Source organism: Rhodopirellula sp. UH5 (assembly GCF_056839225.1).
In genome coordinates this window covers 4,223,804-4,240,813 of record NZ_CM166390.1, presented here as the reverse complement: position 1 = coordinate 4,240,813, position 17,010 = coordinate 4,223,804, and the positions used below count along the sequence as shown (strand labels likewise).

11 protein-coding genes are annotated in these 17,010 nt (G+C 58.1%); 6 read left to right on the top strand and 5 right to left on the bottom strand.

The window, feature by feature from the left end:
* Positions 1–9: 9 nt before the first annotated feature.
* Entirely contained in the window at positions 10–1,287 is a 1,278-nt protein-coding gene (locus UH5x_RS15135) for a Gfo/Idh/MocA family protein (RefSeq protein WP_173442736.1), read from the bottom strand.
* A 58-nt stretch (positions 1,288–1,345) separates the two neighbouring features.
* Between UH5x_RS15135 and UH5x_RS15130 the strand changes: the two genes are divergently transcribed.
* From UH5x_RS15130 to UH5x_RS15120, 3 genes are all read left to right on the top strand, one after another.
* On the top strand, positions 1,346–1,987 hold the full coding sequence (locus tag UH5x_RS15130; RefSeq protein ID WP_047817378.1) for a hypothetical protein: 642 nt from the start codon (positions 1,346–1,348) through the stop codon (positions 1,985–1,987).
* Positions 1,988–2,003: 16 nt separating this feature from the next.
* A complete protein-coding gene (locus UH5x_RS15125; RefSeq protein ID WP_482632887.1) occupies positions 2,004–2,609 on the top strand; it encodes a DUF2585 family protein in 606 nt (201 codons plus the stop codon).
* A gap of 122 nt (positions 2,610–2,731) precedes the next feature.
* The gene (locus tag UH5x_RS15120) at positions 2,732–6,523 is read left to right on the top strand and encodes a DUF7133 domain-containing protein (protein WP_482632886.1); all 3,792 of its coding nucleotides are present in this window, start codon (positions 2,732–2,734) and stop codon (positions 6,521–6,523) included.
* 417 nt (positions 6,524–6,940) lie between these two features.
* On the opposite strand, the gene mgtE is transcribed toward UH5x_RS15120, so the two are convergent.
* On the bottom strand, positions 6,941–8,356 hold the full coding sequence (gene mgtE / locus UH5x_RS15115) for a magnesium transporter (RefSeq protein ID WP_047817381.1): 1,416 nt from the start codon (positions 8,354–8,356) through the stop codon (positions 6,941–6,943).
* Between the two features lie 29 nt (positions 8,357–8,385).
* Here mgtE and UH5x_RS15110 point away from each other — a divergent pair, with 29 nt between their 5' ends.
* Positions 8,386–9,639 carry a M20 family metallopeptidase gene (locus tag UH5x_RS15110; RefSeq protein ID WP_047817382.1) on the top strand — a complete coding sequence of 418 codons (1,254 nt, stop codon included), beginning with the start codon at positions 8,386–8,388 and terminating at the stop codon, positions 9,637–9,639.
* A 29-nt stretch (positions 9,640–9,668) separates the two neighbouring features.
* Here UH5x_RS15110 and UH5x_RS15105 read toward each other — a convergent pair whose 3' ends face one another.
* The 3 genes from UH5x_RS15105 to UH5x_RS15095 are packed head-to-tail and all read right to left on the bottom strand — an operon-like array spanning position 9,669 to position 12,349.
* Complete coding sequence (locus UH5x_RS15105; RefSeq protein WP_047817383.1) at positions 9,669–10,172, bottom strand: YraN family protein; 504 nt, start codon at positions 10,170–10,172, stop codon at positions 9,669–9,671.
* A gap of 9 nt (positions 10,173–10,181) precedes the next feature.
* Positions 10,182–11,777: a vWA domain-containing protein gene (locus tag UH5x_RS15100; protein WP_482632885.1), complete on the bottom strand. Its 1,596-nt coding sequence runs from the start codon at positions 11,775–11,777 to the stop codon at positions 10,182–10,184.
* Positions 11,777–12,349: a DJ-1/PfpI family protein gene (locus UH5x_RS15095; protein WP_482632884.1), complete on the bottom strand. Its 573-nt coding sequence runs from the start codon at positions 12,347–12,349 to the stop codon at positions 11,777–11,779. Before UH5x_RS15095 ends, UH5x_RS15100 begins: the two co-directional genes overlap by 1 nt.
* A 258-nt stretch (positions 12,350–12,607) precedes the next feature.
* On the opposite strand from UH5x_RS15095, the gene UH5x_RS15090 reads away from it, so the two are divergent.
* Both UH5x_RS15090 and UH5x_RS15085 read left to right on the top strand, forming a co-directional pair.
* Entirely contained in the window at positions 12,608–14,197 is a 1,590-nt protein-coding gene (locus UH5x_RS15090) for an outer membrane protein assembly factor BamB family protein (RefSeq protein WP_482632883.1), read from the top strand.
* A gap of 199 nt (positions 14,198–14,396) precedes the next feature.
* The gene (locus UH5x_RS15085; protein WP_482632882.1) at positions 14,397–17,006 is read left to right on the top strand and encodes a DNA gyrase subunit B; all 2,610 of its coding nucleotides are present in this window, start codon (positions 14,397–14,399) and stop codon (positions 17,004–17,006) included.
* Positions 17,007–17,010 lie beyond the last annotated feature (4 nt).

Below are 17,010 nucleotides of genomic sequence, written 5' to 3'. Positions count from 1 at the left end.
GATCGCCGATCAAACGCGCGCGACGGGGTGCTTCAGCGGCAACCAAGCCGCGTTGTCTTTGTGGCTGGCGACGCACTGCTGGATGAAGTACATGCCTTCGACGCCATCGTGAACGCTGGGGTACAGCGTCGTCTTGCGATCGATGGTGGCTCCTTCAGCGCGTTTGGCCATGTCGTCAAACGCGGCGGCGTAAACGTTCGCGAAGGCTTCAAAGAACGCTTCGGGGTGCCCTGATGGCAAGCGACAGGATGCCGCGGCGATGGGGTGCATGTAAGGCGCGTTGGGATCCCGCGTGTAAATCTGATGAGCCTTGCCGTTTTGACGGTAGTGCAGCTCATTCGGGTTTTCTTGACGCCACTTCAGCGAACCCTTGGTGCCGTCGATTTCGATTTCCACGTCATTTTCGCGGCCGTGGCTGATTTGCGATGCCGTGACCGTTCCCAGGGCACCGTTTTCATAGCGGATCACGGCGGTGCCGTAGTCATCCAGTTGGCGTCCTTCGACGAATGATTTTAGGCTGCAACTGACCGTTTCGGGCAACACGCCCGTCATGAAGCGACCCAGGTTGTAGGCGTGCGTGGCGATGTCGCCGAAGGCACCCGCCGCACCGCTCTTGGAGGGGTCGGTTCGCCAAGCGGCTTGCTTTTGATCTTCCGCTTCGATTTTGTCGCGAAGCCAGCCCTGAATGTACTGAGAGCGGATCGCGTTGATCTCACCGAGTTCGCCTCCCAAAATCATTTCGCGAGCTTGGCGAATCAGTGGGTAACCGGTGTAGTTGTGCGTCAGAGCGAAGACGACGTCCGAGTTTTCGACCGTCTTCAGCAATTGTTCGGCTTGGTCCAAGTCGAACGTCATCGGTTTGTCGCAGACGACGTTGAAACCAGCTTCGACCGCGGCCTTGGCAATTTCAAAGTGCGTGTGGTTGGGGGTGGTGACGCTGACGAAGTCGATCCGCTGGTCCTCGGGAAGCCGCGATTCGGCGTCCAGCATGGCTTCGTAGCTGCCGTAGGCTCGCGATTCATCGACGCCGTATCCGGGGGCGGATTGGCGGCTGCGTTCCGGGTTGCTGGAGAAGGCTCCGGCGACCAATTCGCTGCGATTGTCCAGTCCAGCAGCAACGGTGTGGACGCGACCGATGAAGGATCCCAGACCACCACCAACGATTCCCATGCGGAGTTTTCGGTTCAGGGGAGCATTGAGCGACATGATGATTTTCGCGAGAAACGTGGAAAGAGGCGGTTCAGGACACGAGATTCCAATCGTAAAGTTCTCAGCCGATGCGTACAATCACAGGCTGAATCAACTCCATTGTTCCCTTCCTCTGCCGCTAGCTGAGAAACGATTCATGAAAGACATTGCAGATTCCGCTCAATTGCCAGTCGTTCCAACCGAATCAATGCGATGCTGCGGGAATCGCGGATGGATGGTTGGTGTGACCTTGGCTGCCGTCGGGGTGGCCATCTACTTCGCAGGTGTCGCCTCCGAAGCCCGTCGTTCAGCAGAAACCACTGCGGTGGGATCAAGCTCATCCACCCTGGCCAATTGGCAAAACCTGCCGATTGCCAACGCGACCGCCGCGGTCAGCAGCGAAAAGTTCTCGTTGGCGACCGGTTCCGTCAGTGACCAAGCGGATGGATTGTTTGTGCTGGATCACAATTCGGGGCTGCTTCAGTGTTCGGTGATGTACCCGCGAGTCGGTCGTTTTGCGGCCACGTTCACGGGGAATGTCGCCGAGGCGTTGGGAACGGATGGCAAAGGTGGGAGTTACATCATGGCCACCGGACAAGCGGATTTTCCTCGTAGCAGCAGCAATCCAGTCGGTCGCTCGGTCATCTATGTCTTGGACACCGCGACGGGCAACTACGCCTGTTATGGGGTTCCCTTCAATGCACAGGCGATGAATTCCAACCGTCCTCAACAAGGGGTGTTGGTGTTGATTGGACAGGGAACTGCCAACCCTGTGATCGATCGCGACGATCTGCGTTGAGCTGGAAACGGTACTTTTGAACGCACGCTCATCCGACACGCTGGAAAACTTCCACGATCGATCCCTATGGGACCCATCGTGGAGGGATGCACTGGTTGCCGGCTCGATGATCGCCGGCATGGTTTTGGTGCTGGCAGGGATGGGGCGTCAGTTTTGGTGTGAGTGTGGTTCGTGGGTCCCGTGGTCCTGGGACATCTGGACCGCCCACAACTCGCAGCACGTGATTGACCCGTATTTCTTCTCGCATGTTTTGCACGGCGTGTTGTTTTACTGGGCGCTGCTGTGGGTGCCGCGGCTGAACCAAACGTGGCGTTTCTTGATCGCGGTGGGATTGGAGGTGAGCTGGGAGATCCTGGAGAACTCGCCACTGATCATCGAGCGTTACCGCGAGGCGACGATGGCAGTGGGCTACACCGGGGATTCGATCGCGAATTCGGTCACGGATGTGGCGGCCTGCATGCTGGGGTACTGGTTTTCGTCCCGATTTGGTTGGCGTTGGTCGGTCGCTTTGTTCGTGCTCAGCGAGATCGTGATGTTGATCCTGATTCGCGACAATTTGCTGCTCAATGTGTTGATGTTGGTCAGTCCGATTCCGGCGATCCAAGAGTGGCAGAGTGCCTGATTCGATCTTGCAAGCATCCTCCGCCGGATGGTATTGCGGAGCGTGAATGTTTGAGAATCGGCGTGTTGGACGCCGTTTTCATTGAAAATGACTGACTCCACGCCATGGAAGGCTGAATCAGGATGTCTGCTGGACGATTCCATTTGATCGCGTTGACGCTTGCCGTCAGTGCTTTGTGTTTAGGCTGGGACACTCGAACCTTCGCGGCGGAAGCGGAGTGGATTTGGGCGTCGGGGACGACCGCGGAGCAAGCGATCCCGCACGGTGAAACGTGCTGGTTCCGCAAATCTTTGAACCTCCGCCATCGCGGCGAGGCCATCATCGAGATCGCGGCGGACGATGCCTACGAGGTGCATGTCAACGGTCGCAAAGTCGGCGAGGGCGAGTCCTACCGGCAGATGCAAGAGTTCGATATCAGTGACTACATCGAACCGGGACGCAATGTCGTCGCGGTGCAGGTGCAGAACACTCGTGGCGACACCGCCGCGCTTGTCGCTCGGGTGTCGATTCGACCTGAAATGGGCGAGAAATGGTTCACGTTCAGCTCCGATCGGACTTGGAAAACCAATCTGCAAGAAATTCCGCTGTGGAACACCGCGGCTTACAACGATGGAGCCTGGCAGTCAGCTTCGGTGTTTGGCCCGCTCGGTGAAACCGCTCCATGGGACCGCGAACCCAGCGTGGAGGTCGAAGTCGCCAAGGAGGATTCCGAACGTTTTCAAATCCAGCGCGGCTTCGGTGTTCAGCGTTTGATCAACGACGAGCAAGTTGGATCCGTCATCGCGATGGCGTTTGATGAATTTGGGCACGTGTTGCTGTCGCAAGAAGGCGGCCCGTTGTTGATCGTCACGGACCGTGACGACGATGGAGTCCCCGAAGACGTCCAGACCTATTGCGACCAAGTCGAGTCCATCCAAGGCATTCTGCCACTCAACGGCGAAGTGTTTGTGACCGCCGACGGTCCCGATGGTTCAGCTCTTTATCGCTTGATCGATGAAGACCGAGATGGCGAACTGGAAACTGTCAAGACGATCGTGAAATTCAGTGGCAACGGTGGAGAGCATGGCCCTCACGGATTGCGTCTGGGACCCGATGGAATGATTTACATCTCGGTCGGAAGCTATGTCAAACCGATCGGGAAAACAGGCAGCGGCGAAACACTGAAAGATGTTTACGAAGGCGACTTGCTGCCTCGTTATGAAGATCCCGGCGGGCACGGACGCGGGGTGAAGGCACCCGGTGGAACGATCATTCGGACCGACATTGAAGGCAAAGTCATCGAGCGTATCGCCGGTGGATTGCGAAACGCATACGACTTGGCTTTCCACCCGGAAGGCAACTTGTTTGTGCATGACGCGGACATGGAAGCCGACGTGGAAACGCCTTGGTACCGTCCCACCGCCTTGATGGATGTGACCGAAGCGAGTGAATTCGGATGGCGACCGGGTTGGGCGAAATGGCCTGAGTATTACATCGACCGACTGCCAAACGTGTTGGACACCGGGCGCGGCAGCCCCACTGGGATTGAGTGCTATGAGCATCACATGTTCCCGGTTCGCTACCACAACAGTTTGTTCATGGCGGATTGGTCCGAAGGTCGGATTCTGAACGTTCGCTTGAAACCCAATGGCAGCGGATTCCAAGCGGACAGCGAAGTGTTCTTGAAAGGGCAGCCGCTCAACGTCACCGACTTGGCCGTCGGTCCAGACGGGGCGTTGTATTTCTGCACCGGAGGTCGCGGGACCGCCGGCGGTGTTTACCGCGTCGTCTATCAAGGCAAAATTCCTGAGGCGATGAAGCAACTCGGCAGCGGCATCGCAGCTGCCGTTCGCCAGCCTCAACTGGATGCGGCTTGGTCGCGTCAACGCATCGCCGCGATTCGTCGCGAGCTGGGAAGCGATTGGGATCAACAATTGGCGGGAGTCGCCTACAGCGATGAAAACCCACCGTCCTACCGCATTCGAGCCATGAACTTGATGCAGATGTACGGGCCCGTTCCCAGTGACGATTTGCTGATTGAATTGTCCAAAGCCGAAAGCGAATTGGTGCGACGTCGAGCTGCGATTCAGCTGGGACTGAACCCCTCATCGCGAGCGAAGGCTCGTTTGAACGACATGCTCACCGACAGTGACTTGCGAGTCCGTCGTGCGGTTTGCGAAGCGATGCTGCGGAGCAATCAAATTCCTGATGATCCACAACCGTTGATCGATCTGCTGGCCCATGAAGACCGAGTGCTGTCCTATGTGGCTCGCCAGGTCTTGCAACGGATTCCAGCCGCGAAGTGGAAGGAAACCGTCATCCTTCACGAAGACACACGGACCGCCTTGGTCGGCATGTTGGCACTGGTGGCCGCGGACACGAACAAGATGACTGGGTTGTTGGTGCTGAAACGGTCCAGCAACATGATGCAAGAGTTTTTGAGCGACAAGGACTTCGTTGACACGCTGCGTCTGTGTCAAGTTGCTTTGCATCGTTGCAACATCAAAGCCAACGATGTGCCTTGGTTGGCAAAACAAATTGCCGATGAATTTCCTGCGGGAGATTCTCGCATGAATCATGAATTGATTCGTCTGGCGAGCTACCTGCAAGCGGAATCGCTGGTGCCGCGTGCGATGGAGTACTTGGAATCCGATGCTCCGGAACTGGACCGTGTTCTGGCCGCGATGTGCTTGCAACGCATCGACCGTCAATGGTCGGCACGCGAACGGTTTGCATTGCTGAAGTTCTATGAAGGCATCGCTGGACGAGACAGCGAAGGCTCTTTGCCGATGTACATGGTGGGTGTGACCCGTGATTTCGCGCGTCACCTTTCCGAGGACGACATCCAGGCGATCCTGGACGAAGGCAGTCGTTGGCGAAACTCGGCTCTCGGCGCTCTGTTTCAATTGGAACGTCCGATCAGCGAGGCCACGGCAGAAAAACTACGCACGCTGGACGATGAACTGACCAAGGAAGACAAGGTCGATGACGTTCATCGTCGATTGCGAACGGGTATCATCGCGATGCTGGCAACCGCTCCTGACGACGCCTCGTCGGCTCACCTGCGAAAGATTTGGCGAACGGAGCCTCAGCGTCGCGCGGTGGTGGCGATGGCGTTGGCGCAGAACCCAGATGGAGAAAACTGGGACTACTTGGTTCGCAGCTTGAACGTCTTGGATGGTCCCGCAGCGAATGAAGTGGTCACTCGACTTCGAGCCGTGCCGATCGCCACCGATGATCCCATGGCATTGCGATCGTTGGTCTTGATGGGATTGCGAGCTGAAAAAGAAGGGGCCACGTTTGAAAGTGTGGAGCAATTGCTGGAGCATTGGACGGGGATGCAGCGACCCGAAGGTGCCAAGCAATCCATGGCTGCTTGGCAGCGTTGGTACGCCAAGTCGTTCCCCGATCGTCCAGTGGCGGAACTCCCGCGAGAAGAGGAATCACGTTGGGACTTCGAACAATTGATCACTCACCTGGAGAGTGATGAAGGGCAGGGTGGTGACGCACTTGCAGGGGCGGAGGTTTACGCCCGGGTCCAGTGTGCCAATTGTCACCGTGCTGGCAACCAAGGGACTGTGATCGGACCCGACCTGACCAGTGTGGCGAGGCGATTCACTCGCCGCGAAATTCTCGAGTCGGTTCTGTACCCGTCGCACGTTGTGAGTGACCAGTATGCGAGCAAAAAGGTGCTGACGCTGGATGGCGATGTTTACGTTGGCATGGTCAGCAAAGCCGGAAGCGACTTGCAAATTCGCGATTCGAACAACCACGTGACAATCTTGGCTGAATCCGAAGTGGATTTGATTCAACCGAGCCAATCAAGCATCATGCCGAGTGGTTTGTTGGACGAGTTGTCCTTGCAGGAGATCGCCAACCTGATGGCGTATCTCAACGATGCCAACCGGATTGAGGTCGCAACCCGACCGGAGTGAGTGCAGCGATTGGGTTCGCTGTCAAAAGGTTGGTATTAACACCGCTTTGGACTGCGCAGGTTTCGTTCCTCGACTTCGCCCCAACGGGGCAGCCCTATGCCAGCCCAGGGCAACGCCCTGGGTTGTGGCGGGACCAAGATTACAAAGCCCCAACGGGGGCGGTCCTAGCGGGTTTTGGGGAGTCTTTCTTAGGGCCGCCCCGTTGGGGCTGGTGTCGGAATCTCCGTAACGAAACCCCAGGCGATGCCTGGGGCTATCTTAGAGCTGCCCCGTTGGGGCGTAGGACAGAATAAAAATCAACGTCGCATTTTCCGTGTCAACACCGAACATTTCGCAGTCCAGCGTGAGGCCCGGTTGTGCGTGAAAACCGTGGCGAACGCCAACGGCTCACATACACGATGACACCTGGACGCCTGCTTAGATCAGACGATCCAACAACGCCGTGGCCATCCCGAGGACCAGCAGGAACCCGCACATGTCGGTCACCGTGGTTAGCAATGGGCCACTGGCAACGGCGGGGTCAAACCCAAGTCGTTTGAGCAGCAGTGGAACGGTGCCACCGATCGAGACCGCGATCAGAGTGTTCGCGCACAACGCGATTCCCACGACCAGTCCGAGGTAAGGGTTGCCGTCCCAGATCACGGCGACAATCGCGACCAGCAGTCCGAGCACCGATCCGTTGATCAGGCCGACACTCATCTCTTGCAGCCACACGCGAAACATTTCGGCGGGGCGAACCAAGCCAAGTGAAAGCTCTCGCATGCTGACCGCGACGGCTTGATTGCCGCTGCAGCCGCTCATGTCGCTGATAATCGGAAGGAACACGGCCAGCGCGATCACTTTGGACAGCGTGTCTTGATACAAGGCAATGACACCCGCCGCGCCAATGTTGAGCAGGATGTTGATGCTGAGCCAGCTCAGGCGTCGTTTGGATCTTTGCCAGAGCGGCATCGTTCGCAGTTCTTCCCCGCCGATGATCCCCTGGCTTTTGAGGAAGTCGTTTTCGGCAGCCCGGGTCGATTCGTAGTCCACTGCGTTTCGGTGGACGACGCCCAGGAGTTTGTGGTTGTCATCGACAACGGGGACGCCCAGGAAGTGATGGGCGTCAAAGAAATCTCGCAGTTCATCCAGTGGCATGCTGGCGGTGACCGACAGCGGATCGAGGATCATGATGTCCGCCACCGGGTCGGTGCGTTTGGCGAACAGCAGGTTCCGCATTGGCAACACGCCGACCAATTTGTCGTTGTCGTCAGTCAGGTAGGCGTACTGGACGTCGTAGTCGCGAAACTCTTCAGCGTTTTCGGAGAGTGTCGTGATGACTTCGTGGACCAAGCTGCTCTGCTTGAAACGCAGGATCTCGCGAACGAGCAAGCCACCTGCTTGGTCATCACTGTAGGCGGCCAGTTCTCGGACCGAGGCCGCGTCCGCGGGCGGCATCGCCAGCAGGATGGATTCGGCTTGTTCGTCGTCCAAGTCACCCAGCAAGTCAGCCTGCTCATCGCTGGACATCTCTTGGACGATGGCCGCGGCATCCGCTGCATCCAATGCGTCGACCAATTCGGCCGCTTGGGTCTCACTGAGGTGTCGCAGGACTTCGGCTGCTTCCTCGGCGGGGAGCAACGTCAGGACCGCGGTGTGGTGCTCTTCGTCCAAGCGGCTCAGAGCCAGAGCCTGGTCGTTTGCCCCCAGACTGGAAAGATAGCTCTCCAGGCCTTCCGCGTCACCGGCTTCGGCCAGTTCGCCCAGTCGCTCCCACGGTCGCCAATCGGATGGCGGCCCGGTCTCGTTGGAATCGGGAGGCACAGAGCGTTCGGGGGAGGCGGGAGCATTCACGGGTGCAGAGGGCCGCTGGAAGGTGTAAATTGTCGGATTTGAGTTGCCACGGCTATTCCTACCGAGACCTCGTTTTGTCACTTGTTGTCAGACTATTGTCCGATTTGATCGCGTTCTCGACGGTCAGTCATACCAGCAATCAGGCGATCACGGAGTGGGTGGCGGAGCGTTTGCAAGCGCAAGGGTTCGAATGTGAGCAAACGCGGTACCTGGATGGCGAAGGTGTCCCAAAATTCAATTTGGTTGCCAAGCGTCTGCCGGTCGACTGGCCGGAAAAAGCGAGCGACTTGTCCATGCCGTCCGGCGATCGGGCTGAAAACCAAACGGGGCTGGCCTATTTTTGCCACACCGACGTTGTGCCGGCGGATCGATGGGTCGGGCCCGGCGGAAACCCCTTCGAGGCGGTGTTGGAAGGCGACCGTTTGTACGGTCGCGGTGCGTGTGACATGAAGGGATCGTTGGCTGCGATGCTGGCTGTGGTGGACGGTTTGGATGCGTCGAAGCAATCCGCGCCGCTCTGGATCGTTTGCACTGCCGACGAGGAGACGGGGCTCCGAGGTGCCAAGGAATTGGCGCAAAGCAGTCCGGCCTATCGCGACCTGGTGGCTCATGATCCGGTCGCATTGATCGGTGAGCCAACGGAGTTGCGGGTCGTCCACGCGCACAAAGGCATGGGGGGATTTCGAGTGGTCTCGCACGGGCGAGCCGCCCACAGCAGCACCAATCGAGGCGTCAATGCAAATGTTCTGATGATTCCCTTTCTGCAAACGATCCTCGAATTGCACGAACGATCGCAGACGGACCCGATGTTGCGAGACGATCGATTCGATCCCCCGACGTTGACGTTCAACTTTGGGATCAGCGACCACGCTGACGCGACCAATATCGTTCCGGATCGCAGCGAAGTGTGGGCCAATTGGCGGGCGATGCCCAGCGTCGATGGCGGCTGTTTGATGTCCGATGCGAAAGCGGCTGCGGAGCAACTCGGGTTGCATTTTTTCGGCTACAAATCCATTGCACCGCTGGAAACTCGCACCGACGATCCGGCCCTTGTTCGAATGTGCGAGTTGGCCGTCCCTTACTGCGGGCGGGAAAAACCCGAAACGGTCTGTTATTCCACCGACGGCGCGGTGTTGGGAGAACTCAGTCACCGAATCGTTTGTGGGCCAGGCAGCATCGAACAGGCGCACACGGTCGATGAGTTCATCGAACTGAAATCGCTGGAAGATGGCGTCTCGCTGTTTCGTGATGCCGTTCAGGCCTTCGCGATGCGGTCTTGCTAGCTCACCAATTTGATCGACTGGTGGAGGAGTCAGACGAAGAACGAGTCGATCCCAACGGCATCAAACGCGGATTCGTAGTGCTCGACGCGAGTCGGGTGTGGTTCATCGCCCGGCCACCAAACCGCGACCACGTCAAAGCGACAGGCAACGCCGAGTAGCTTTTGACGTTTCAAGTACCGCAGGGCAGCGCGGGTGATCCGGGCTTGTTTGTTTTCGTCGACTCGGTCGGCCGGGTGCCCCGGTCGTGTGGTGGAGAGCGTTTTGACTTCCACAAACACCATCAGCCGTGGACGTTTGCGAATCGCGATCAGGTCGATTTCACCAGCGCGATCGGATTCACTTTCGGCGATGACTTGCAGGCCTTTGCGTCGCAGCAACCGAGCGGCCACTTGTTCCCCGCGGCGACCGAGTTGGGCGTCGTCATCAATCGCACCAAATCGCTGGTCGATGTACCACTCGTGCCAACGATGGGCATGCGAGGTGATCCAAGCGAGCGTTCGGGGGACGCGATGGAGGAAGCGATCGGCGGCCAAACGTCGGCCTCAGGGTTTGGGGACGTGGCGGTATTGTCCGAAGTTCTTTTCCGCGATCCGGCGCATCCGACTTTCGCCTTCGCGGCTGTGGTAGCTGATCGTGTGAACGATGCTGATGGGGTCGGTGTCACCGAACAAGTTGGTCGACCGGTTCTCTTCGGTGAGCAAATCTTCGATGCCTTGTGGGAACTCGCCGTCGGACAGCAGGAAGATCACGTCGGGTTTGAGTTCCAGCGCGAATCGCAGCGGTTCGTAGGGAGCTTTGCCGCGGTCCATCGACACTCGCATCGCCCAATTGCGAAGTTGTTGTTTGTTGTTGGGGGTGGCGTAAGCACTGCGTGATTCGGGGGTGGGAGATCCGGACAGCTGCATGTAGTCGCACTCGGCGTCAAAGAAAACAACGTAGAAGCGTTGTTTTTCAGTGAGCATGTCAATCGATTGAAGCAGGGCGGATCGAGCCGAGGTGAAGGCGTCGCCCATGCTGCCAGAGCTGTCGACGAGATAGACAAAGTGGTTGCCACCCCCTTCGACCCCGCAGAATTCCATTTGCGAATTGGCGTCGGAACTCAGCTTCTGCATCGCTTGAGAAGCCGCGGACGAGGAGCTGGAAAGTGACGAGAGGTTTGCCGCGGCCGTCGCGACCGAGTCCATGGCGGTTGAGGTGATGTCCACGATCGGCATCTCACCCATCTCACTGACATCGTACTGCGTTTCATCGGGCTGCGACTGAGTCGGCTCGGTGACCGGCTCGCTGCTTTCGATGGAAAAGGTTTCCATGGCGCTCTCTTCGTTCTCGCTGGTCGCGGAAGCGGAGAACGCCATTTGATCTTTGGGGCGTGCGTTGTTGAGAGTGAACGCGGCAAGGATGAACAGCAGAACCACGTGGACGATGGCGCTGGCGATCACCGCGACTGGTTTGCGACGACGGCCGCTGGTGTCGGTTTCGTCGTCATCCGCAATGACGCTTGGAAGCGGTTTGTTGGACGGGGGTGGTTCGTCATCCGTTGGAAGGTTTTGGTCGGCTGGAAGGCGTTGGTCGGCGGAGGAAACAGGCGAGTCTTCCAGCAGTTCAGATTCAGCAGTCGCGTCGGTTTCGACGGGGGCTCGATCGGTGGTCGCGTCTGAATCAGGAACATCCATCGGAGCGGGGGAGATCGCATCCGGGAATGTTGTTTCGCCGAGGCGTCTCATTTTCGGTGCTCGCACCGAGACGCCGTGTCCAGGATCGTGGCGGGTGGTGACGTTCGCGAAGGAATCAACCGCTTCGCGGACTTCGTTCCAAGACGCGAAGCGACTGGTTCGTGCGAAGCCCGGGGGATTCCAGTTGTGTTGCGATGCAGAGGAGGCTGGTTCGTCGATGCTGGGCGGATCAGCCGTCTCGCCCTGTTCAATGGAGGCGCGGCCAATGGATTCAAGCTCCGCTTCGATTTGGGAAGCGGTTGCTTCCAGTCGGGCGGCGTTGGCTTCGAGCCGTGCCGCATGTGCCTCGTGACGGACACGAATCAATGCGGCCTGCAATTGTTGTTTCCGTTCACGCAACGCGTCGGCATGGTCCGGTGGCAGGCCGGAGGGGGGATCGACGCGATTGGGATCGGGAACGTTCATCAATCCGAGGGGAGCAGTCGGTTGAATTCACGCATCCATGCGGGGTGAGCGGGCCAAGCCGGTGCGGTCACCAGATTGCCATCGACGTGGGCGGTGTCCATGCCTTCGCCGGGCGGCATGTAGGTTCCGCCGCCAATTTGAACCTCGGGGGCGACGGCGGGGTAGCAACTGCACTGGCGATTCTTCAGCACGCCGGCTGCGGCCAGGATTTGCGGTCCGTGACAGACGGCGGCGATGGGTTTGTCCTGGTCCGCGAAGTGGCGAACGATGTCGAGGACTTGTTCGTTCAGACGCAGGTACTCCGGTGCGCGGCCGCCGGGGATCACCAAGGCGTCGAAGGTTTCGGGGTTCAGACCATCGAAGTCGGCGGTGATGGCGAACCGGTGGCCTGGTTTTTCGGTGTAGGTCTGATGGCCTTCGAAGTCGTGGATCGCGGTGGCCACGGAGTCACCGGCGGATTTGCCGGGGCAGACGGTCGCCACCTCGTGCTCCAGCATCAGCAGCATCTGATAGGGAACCATGGCTTCGTAATCTTCGACGAAGTCGCCGACGAGCATCAAAATTTTGGCCATTCTGGCTGGGAGCGGATACGAGGGAGTGGGATCAAGGCCGCCAAAAAGAGCCCGCGGAACGCACGGAAGCTCACGGCCTCGATGAAAGACGCGAAAAACTGGGGGCGATTACGACGTTTGAATCGATCTTGCGGCCCTTTTTCTCGCCAGCCGAGTGTACCGGAAACCGTTCCAATTGGGAAATTCGCGGTCGCGGTGATCGTGGATTATGCTGAACGGTCTTCCGGATGGCTCCCGTTCTTTTCTGGTATCGCTGCAATGCATCGCTTTTCTCAATTCCGCCTCATCCTTTCATTCACGCTGGTTGCCGCCTGCGCTTTGGGGGGCGCTGCTTCTGCACTTGCTGATCACCAACTGCTCGGCCCCGTCGAGACCCGCCAGCTTGGGTTGGAAGAGGTGTGGCGTCGCAGTCTGAGCGTCCCGGCTGGTCGCCAATCCATCGTCGATCAGCAGATGGTGGTTCACGAAACGCAGAGTCATGTGTTTGTGGAAATCGTCCAAAAGTCGGGGGAATCCAAGCCTGCCGCAGCGGAAGCTGACGCCGAGTCCACTGAAAATGCGATGGACGAAAACGCTGTCGTCTACGCTCGATTTCAGGTCGACACCGATCTGACCAAACGGGGAGCCATTGACCAGGCGGAAGCAGAACGCTTGGGCCGGAATGAAATTCTTCGATTGAAACGCCGTGGCATCGAAGCCAAATCACGGATTCAGAAGGTGCCAATGATTCGGTTTTACACCTTGTCAGATGATGGGACCGTGGAATGCCGAGACGCTGAATCGGGGGATCTGATTTGGTTGCAACGGGTCGGATCCGAACAGCGTGGCTATGGCGGTTTGGGCGTCGATGAAGCGTTTGTCTCCGTCGTCAACGGTGGCGAGTTGATCAAGCTGGATGTCAAAAATGGACAGGTGTTCGGTGTCACCTCACTGGAATATGTGCCACTCCGAGGCGTCGTGCATTGCAACGGGTTTGCGTTGGTGCCGTCGATTGGTGATCGGATTGTTTGTTATGGATTGGTGGATCCAACCCTGGATCCTTTCGCTGAAATCGTCGCAGGATCGTCCTTGGCGGTGCCCACGCATGCAGCGGATTCCAACAAAGTGGCTTGGGGAACCAGCCGAGGTTTTGTTTACGTGATGGAGATGGAGGGCGAACCCAACGTGCAATTTCGATTGAACACGGATGGCATCGTCAGCGGTTCTCCGGCAGCTGCATCGGGAGAACGATTTTTCTTCGGCTCCGAATCCGGCCAGATCTATGGCATCAAAGCGACTCGTGAAGGCGAAGTGCTGTGGAGTCGGCCAACGGGCGAGCCGATTTATTCCAGTCCAATTTTCTACAACGAGAAGGTCCTGTACCCGACCATCTATGGCAACCTGATGTGTGTTTCGGCGAGTGACGGCTATTCAGTTTGGCCGCAGATGGTGCCGGGTGTTCAGGAGTTGCTCGGCGCGATTGATGGGAAGATCTACGCACGCAGTTTGTCGGGATCCCTGTTGGTGATGTCAGCGGAAGACGGCAAGTTGCTCGGGCGTTTTCCCGGCATTCAGCCCGAGGCTTTGGTGGTCAATCGCCATTCCGATCGCCTGTACTTGGTCAACGATCGTGGCACGATGCAGTGCCTGCGACGCCCCGGCTCGGTCTTGCCAAAGGTGCTCAAGTCAACGGCTCCTGTCGAAACCGAAGAGGAATCTGAGGTTCAATTGGAGACAACGAAACCGAAAGAGACAGCGCCAGAGAACGCCGATCCGTTTGGTGGGGGCGGTGGCGCGGATCCATTCGGGGGCGCGATGGAAGACCCCTTTGCTCCTGCGGGGGGGCAAGATCCATTCGGCGACTTCTGAATCCGGCCCAGGATCGCCCTGTGCAGCCCTCTGCAGAATCGGAAACGTTTCCTCGCAGAGGCGTGCACGTGATCTAGCGCAAAGTCGTTCTTTTTGGTAGAATGCTGACTGCTATTTGACGCTTTTTTTTGACGAGCGGGCGAGACCGCCTGCAGCGTCGAAAACCCCGCATTTGACGGCCTCCACGGGCCGCCCATTCATGAGCGATTCCTCCTCGACTGACCCTGCTTCGAACGACCCATCCGAGGATCCAAACGTTGTGCCCGCGGGAGCGGTTTCCGGCGACGGGGATGCAGCCGAGGTGATCGCTGGTCCGCAAAAGCCGGTGGAGCGTGTTTCGACGGGACCGGCGGCGAACTCGGAGTACACCGACAAGGATTTGCTGCACCTGTCGGATCTTGAGCACGTGCGCGAACGTCCCGGGATGTACATCGGTGACACGACCGTCCGCGGTCTGCACCACTTGGTCTACGAAGTCGTCGACAACTCGATCGACGAAGCCATGGCTGGTTTCGCCAAATCAGTCAGCGTGATCGTTCACACCGATGGCAGTGTCACGGTGGAAGACGATGGTCGCGGGGTCCCCGTGACACGTCACGATCAGTTGTCAGAGGAGCTGGATCGCGAAGTCAGCACGCTGGAGGGCGTGATGACGGTGCTGAAGTTCGGCGGCAAGTTCGAAAAGGGGGCCTACCAAACCTCCGGCGGTTTGCACGGTGTGGGTGTGACCGTGGTGAACTTCTTGAGCCAGTGGGCCGAGGTGGAAGTCAGCCGGGATGGGTCGACTTGGACTCAGGGTTACGAACGCGGGATTCCCACCGGCCCGATTCAGAAAGGTCGGCCGACGAAAAAAACGGGGACCAAGACCACATTCAAAGCCGATGGGCAGATTTTCACGGTCACCAAGTACAACTTCGACACACTGCAGAAACGGCTGCAGGAACTGGCGTTCCTCAACAGTGGCGTTCGCATCAAATTCCTCGACGAGCGAAACGGCGAAGGCGGCGACTACCAGTATGACCGTGGGATCGTTGAGTTCGTGGAGCACCTCAACCGTGCCAGCGACGTGTTGCACGGCGATGTGATTCAGTTCGTCGGTGAGAAAGAAGGTGTCGAGTACGACATGGCGCTGCAGTACAGCACCGAGTTCACGGAAACGGTTCAGTCGTACGTCAACAACATTCACACCATCGAAGGCGGAACGCACGTGTCCGGTTTTCGATCCGCTCTGACGCGGACGTTGAACAACTACGGCAAAAAAGAAGGCCTGTTCAAGAGCACCACGCCAACCGGCGACGATTTTCGAGAGGGTCTGACGGCGGTGATCAGCGTGCGGGTTCCTCACCCGCAGTTCGAAGGTCAGACCAAAACCAAGCTTGGCAATGGCGAGGTCGACGGCATCATCACCAGTGGCGTTGGCGAAGCACTCAGCAAGTACTTGGAAGAGAATCCTCGAACTGCCAAGGCGATTGTTCGCAAAGGTTTGCTTGCCGCGGAAGCTCGCGAAGCAGCTCGCAAGGCCAAGGATCAGCTGCGAAAGCGAAAGGACGCCCTCGGTGGCGGTGGTTTGCCCGGCAAACTTCGCGATTGCATCTCCAAAAACATGGAAGAGTGCGAAGTCTACCTGGTCGAAGGTGATTCGGCTGGTGGGTCGGCCGAAGGTGGGCGGATGCGAGAGTACCAAGCGATCCTGCCGCTTCGCGGTAAGATCATCAACGCGTACAAGAGTCGCGAAGACAAGGTGCTGGCCAACGAAGAAGTCCAGTCGATGATCCAAGCGATTGGGACTGGAATCGGTGCCGATCAGGATCTCACGCGACGCCGGTACAACAAAGTCATCATCATGACGGATGCCGACGTCGATGGCAGTCACATTCGCACGTTGTTGCTGTGTTTCTTCTATCGACAGATGTACCAATTGGTGGCCGCGGGACACGTTTATGTGGCCCAGCCGCCTTTGTTCCGGGTCTCGCAAGGCAAGAGCCGCTACTACATCCAATCGGAAGAGGAGATGAAGGGCCAGTTGCTCGAACGCGGTTTGAATGACACGCGATTCGAGACCGAAGATGGACGCAGCGCCGAAGGCGATACCATGCGAGCCCTCTGCGTCGCGCTGGCGTCGATGGAAGATGCGATCGTTGCCTTGGAACGACGCGGTGTCAGTCTGCGTGTTCACAGCGAACGATTTGATCCAGTCACCGGCAAGCTGCCTCCGTTCTTGTTAACGATCCTGGGGGAAGAACACTGGTTCATGAAGCAAGCGGATGTGGAGACTTACCTCGCTGAAAACAACGCTACCTTGGACATCGACCAGCCTGAAGAAGAGTTGAATGCCGACGGTGAGCCGGTCGCTGAGAGTGATGAGCCTGAAAGATTGGTCGCTCACCTGGCCGAGCTGCATGAGGTTCGGACGATCAACAGCGGTTTGAAGGACATGGAGCCGCTTGGGTTCGGGTTGCAGGATTTGATCCCGGCCGACCGAACCGGTTCCACCACGCCCCGCTTTGAACTCGTTCGTGGCGAAGACCTGCGTCGACCGCTGGAAGACCTGCGGGAGCTGTTGCCGGAAGTGCGGGCTGCTGGTGAAAAGGGTTTGCAAGTGACCCGCTTTAAAGGACTGGGCGAAATGAACGCGGAAGAGCTCCGCGAAACAACGCTCGATCCCGCCAACCGGACGCTGGTGAAGGTCAATCTGACTGACGCAGGCGCCGCCGACGAAATGTTCCGTTTGTTGATGGGGGACAAAGTTGAGCCCCGTCGCGAATTCATCGAAACCCACGCACTTGATGTGCGAAACTTGGACGTCTAGCACG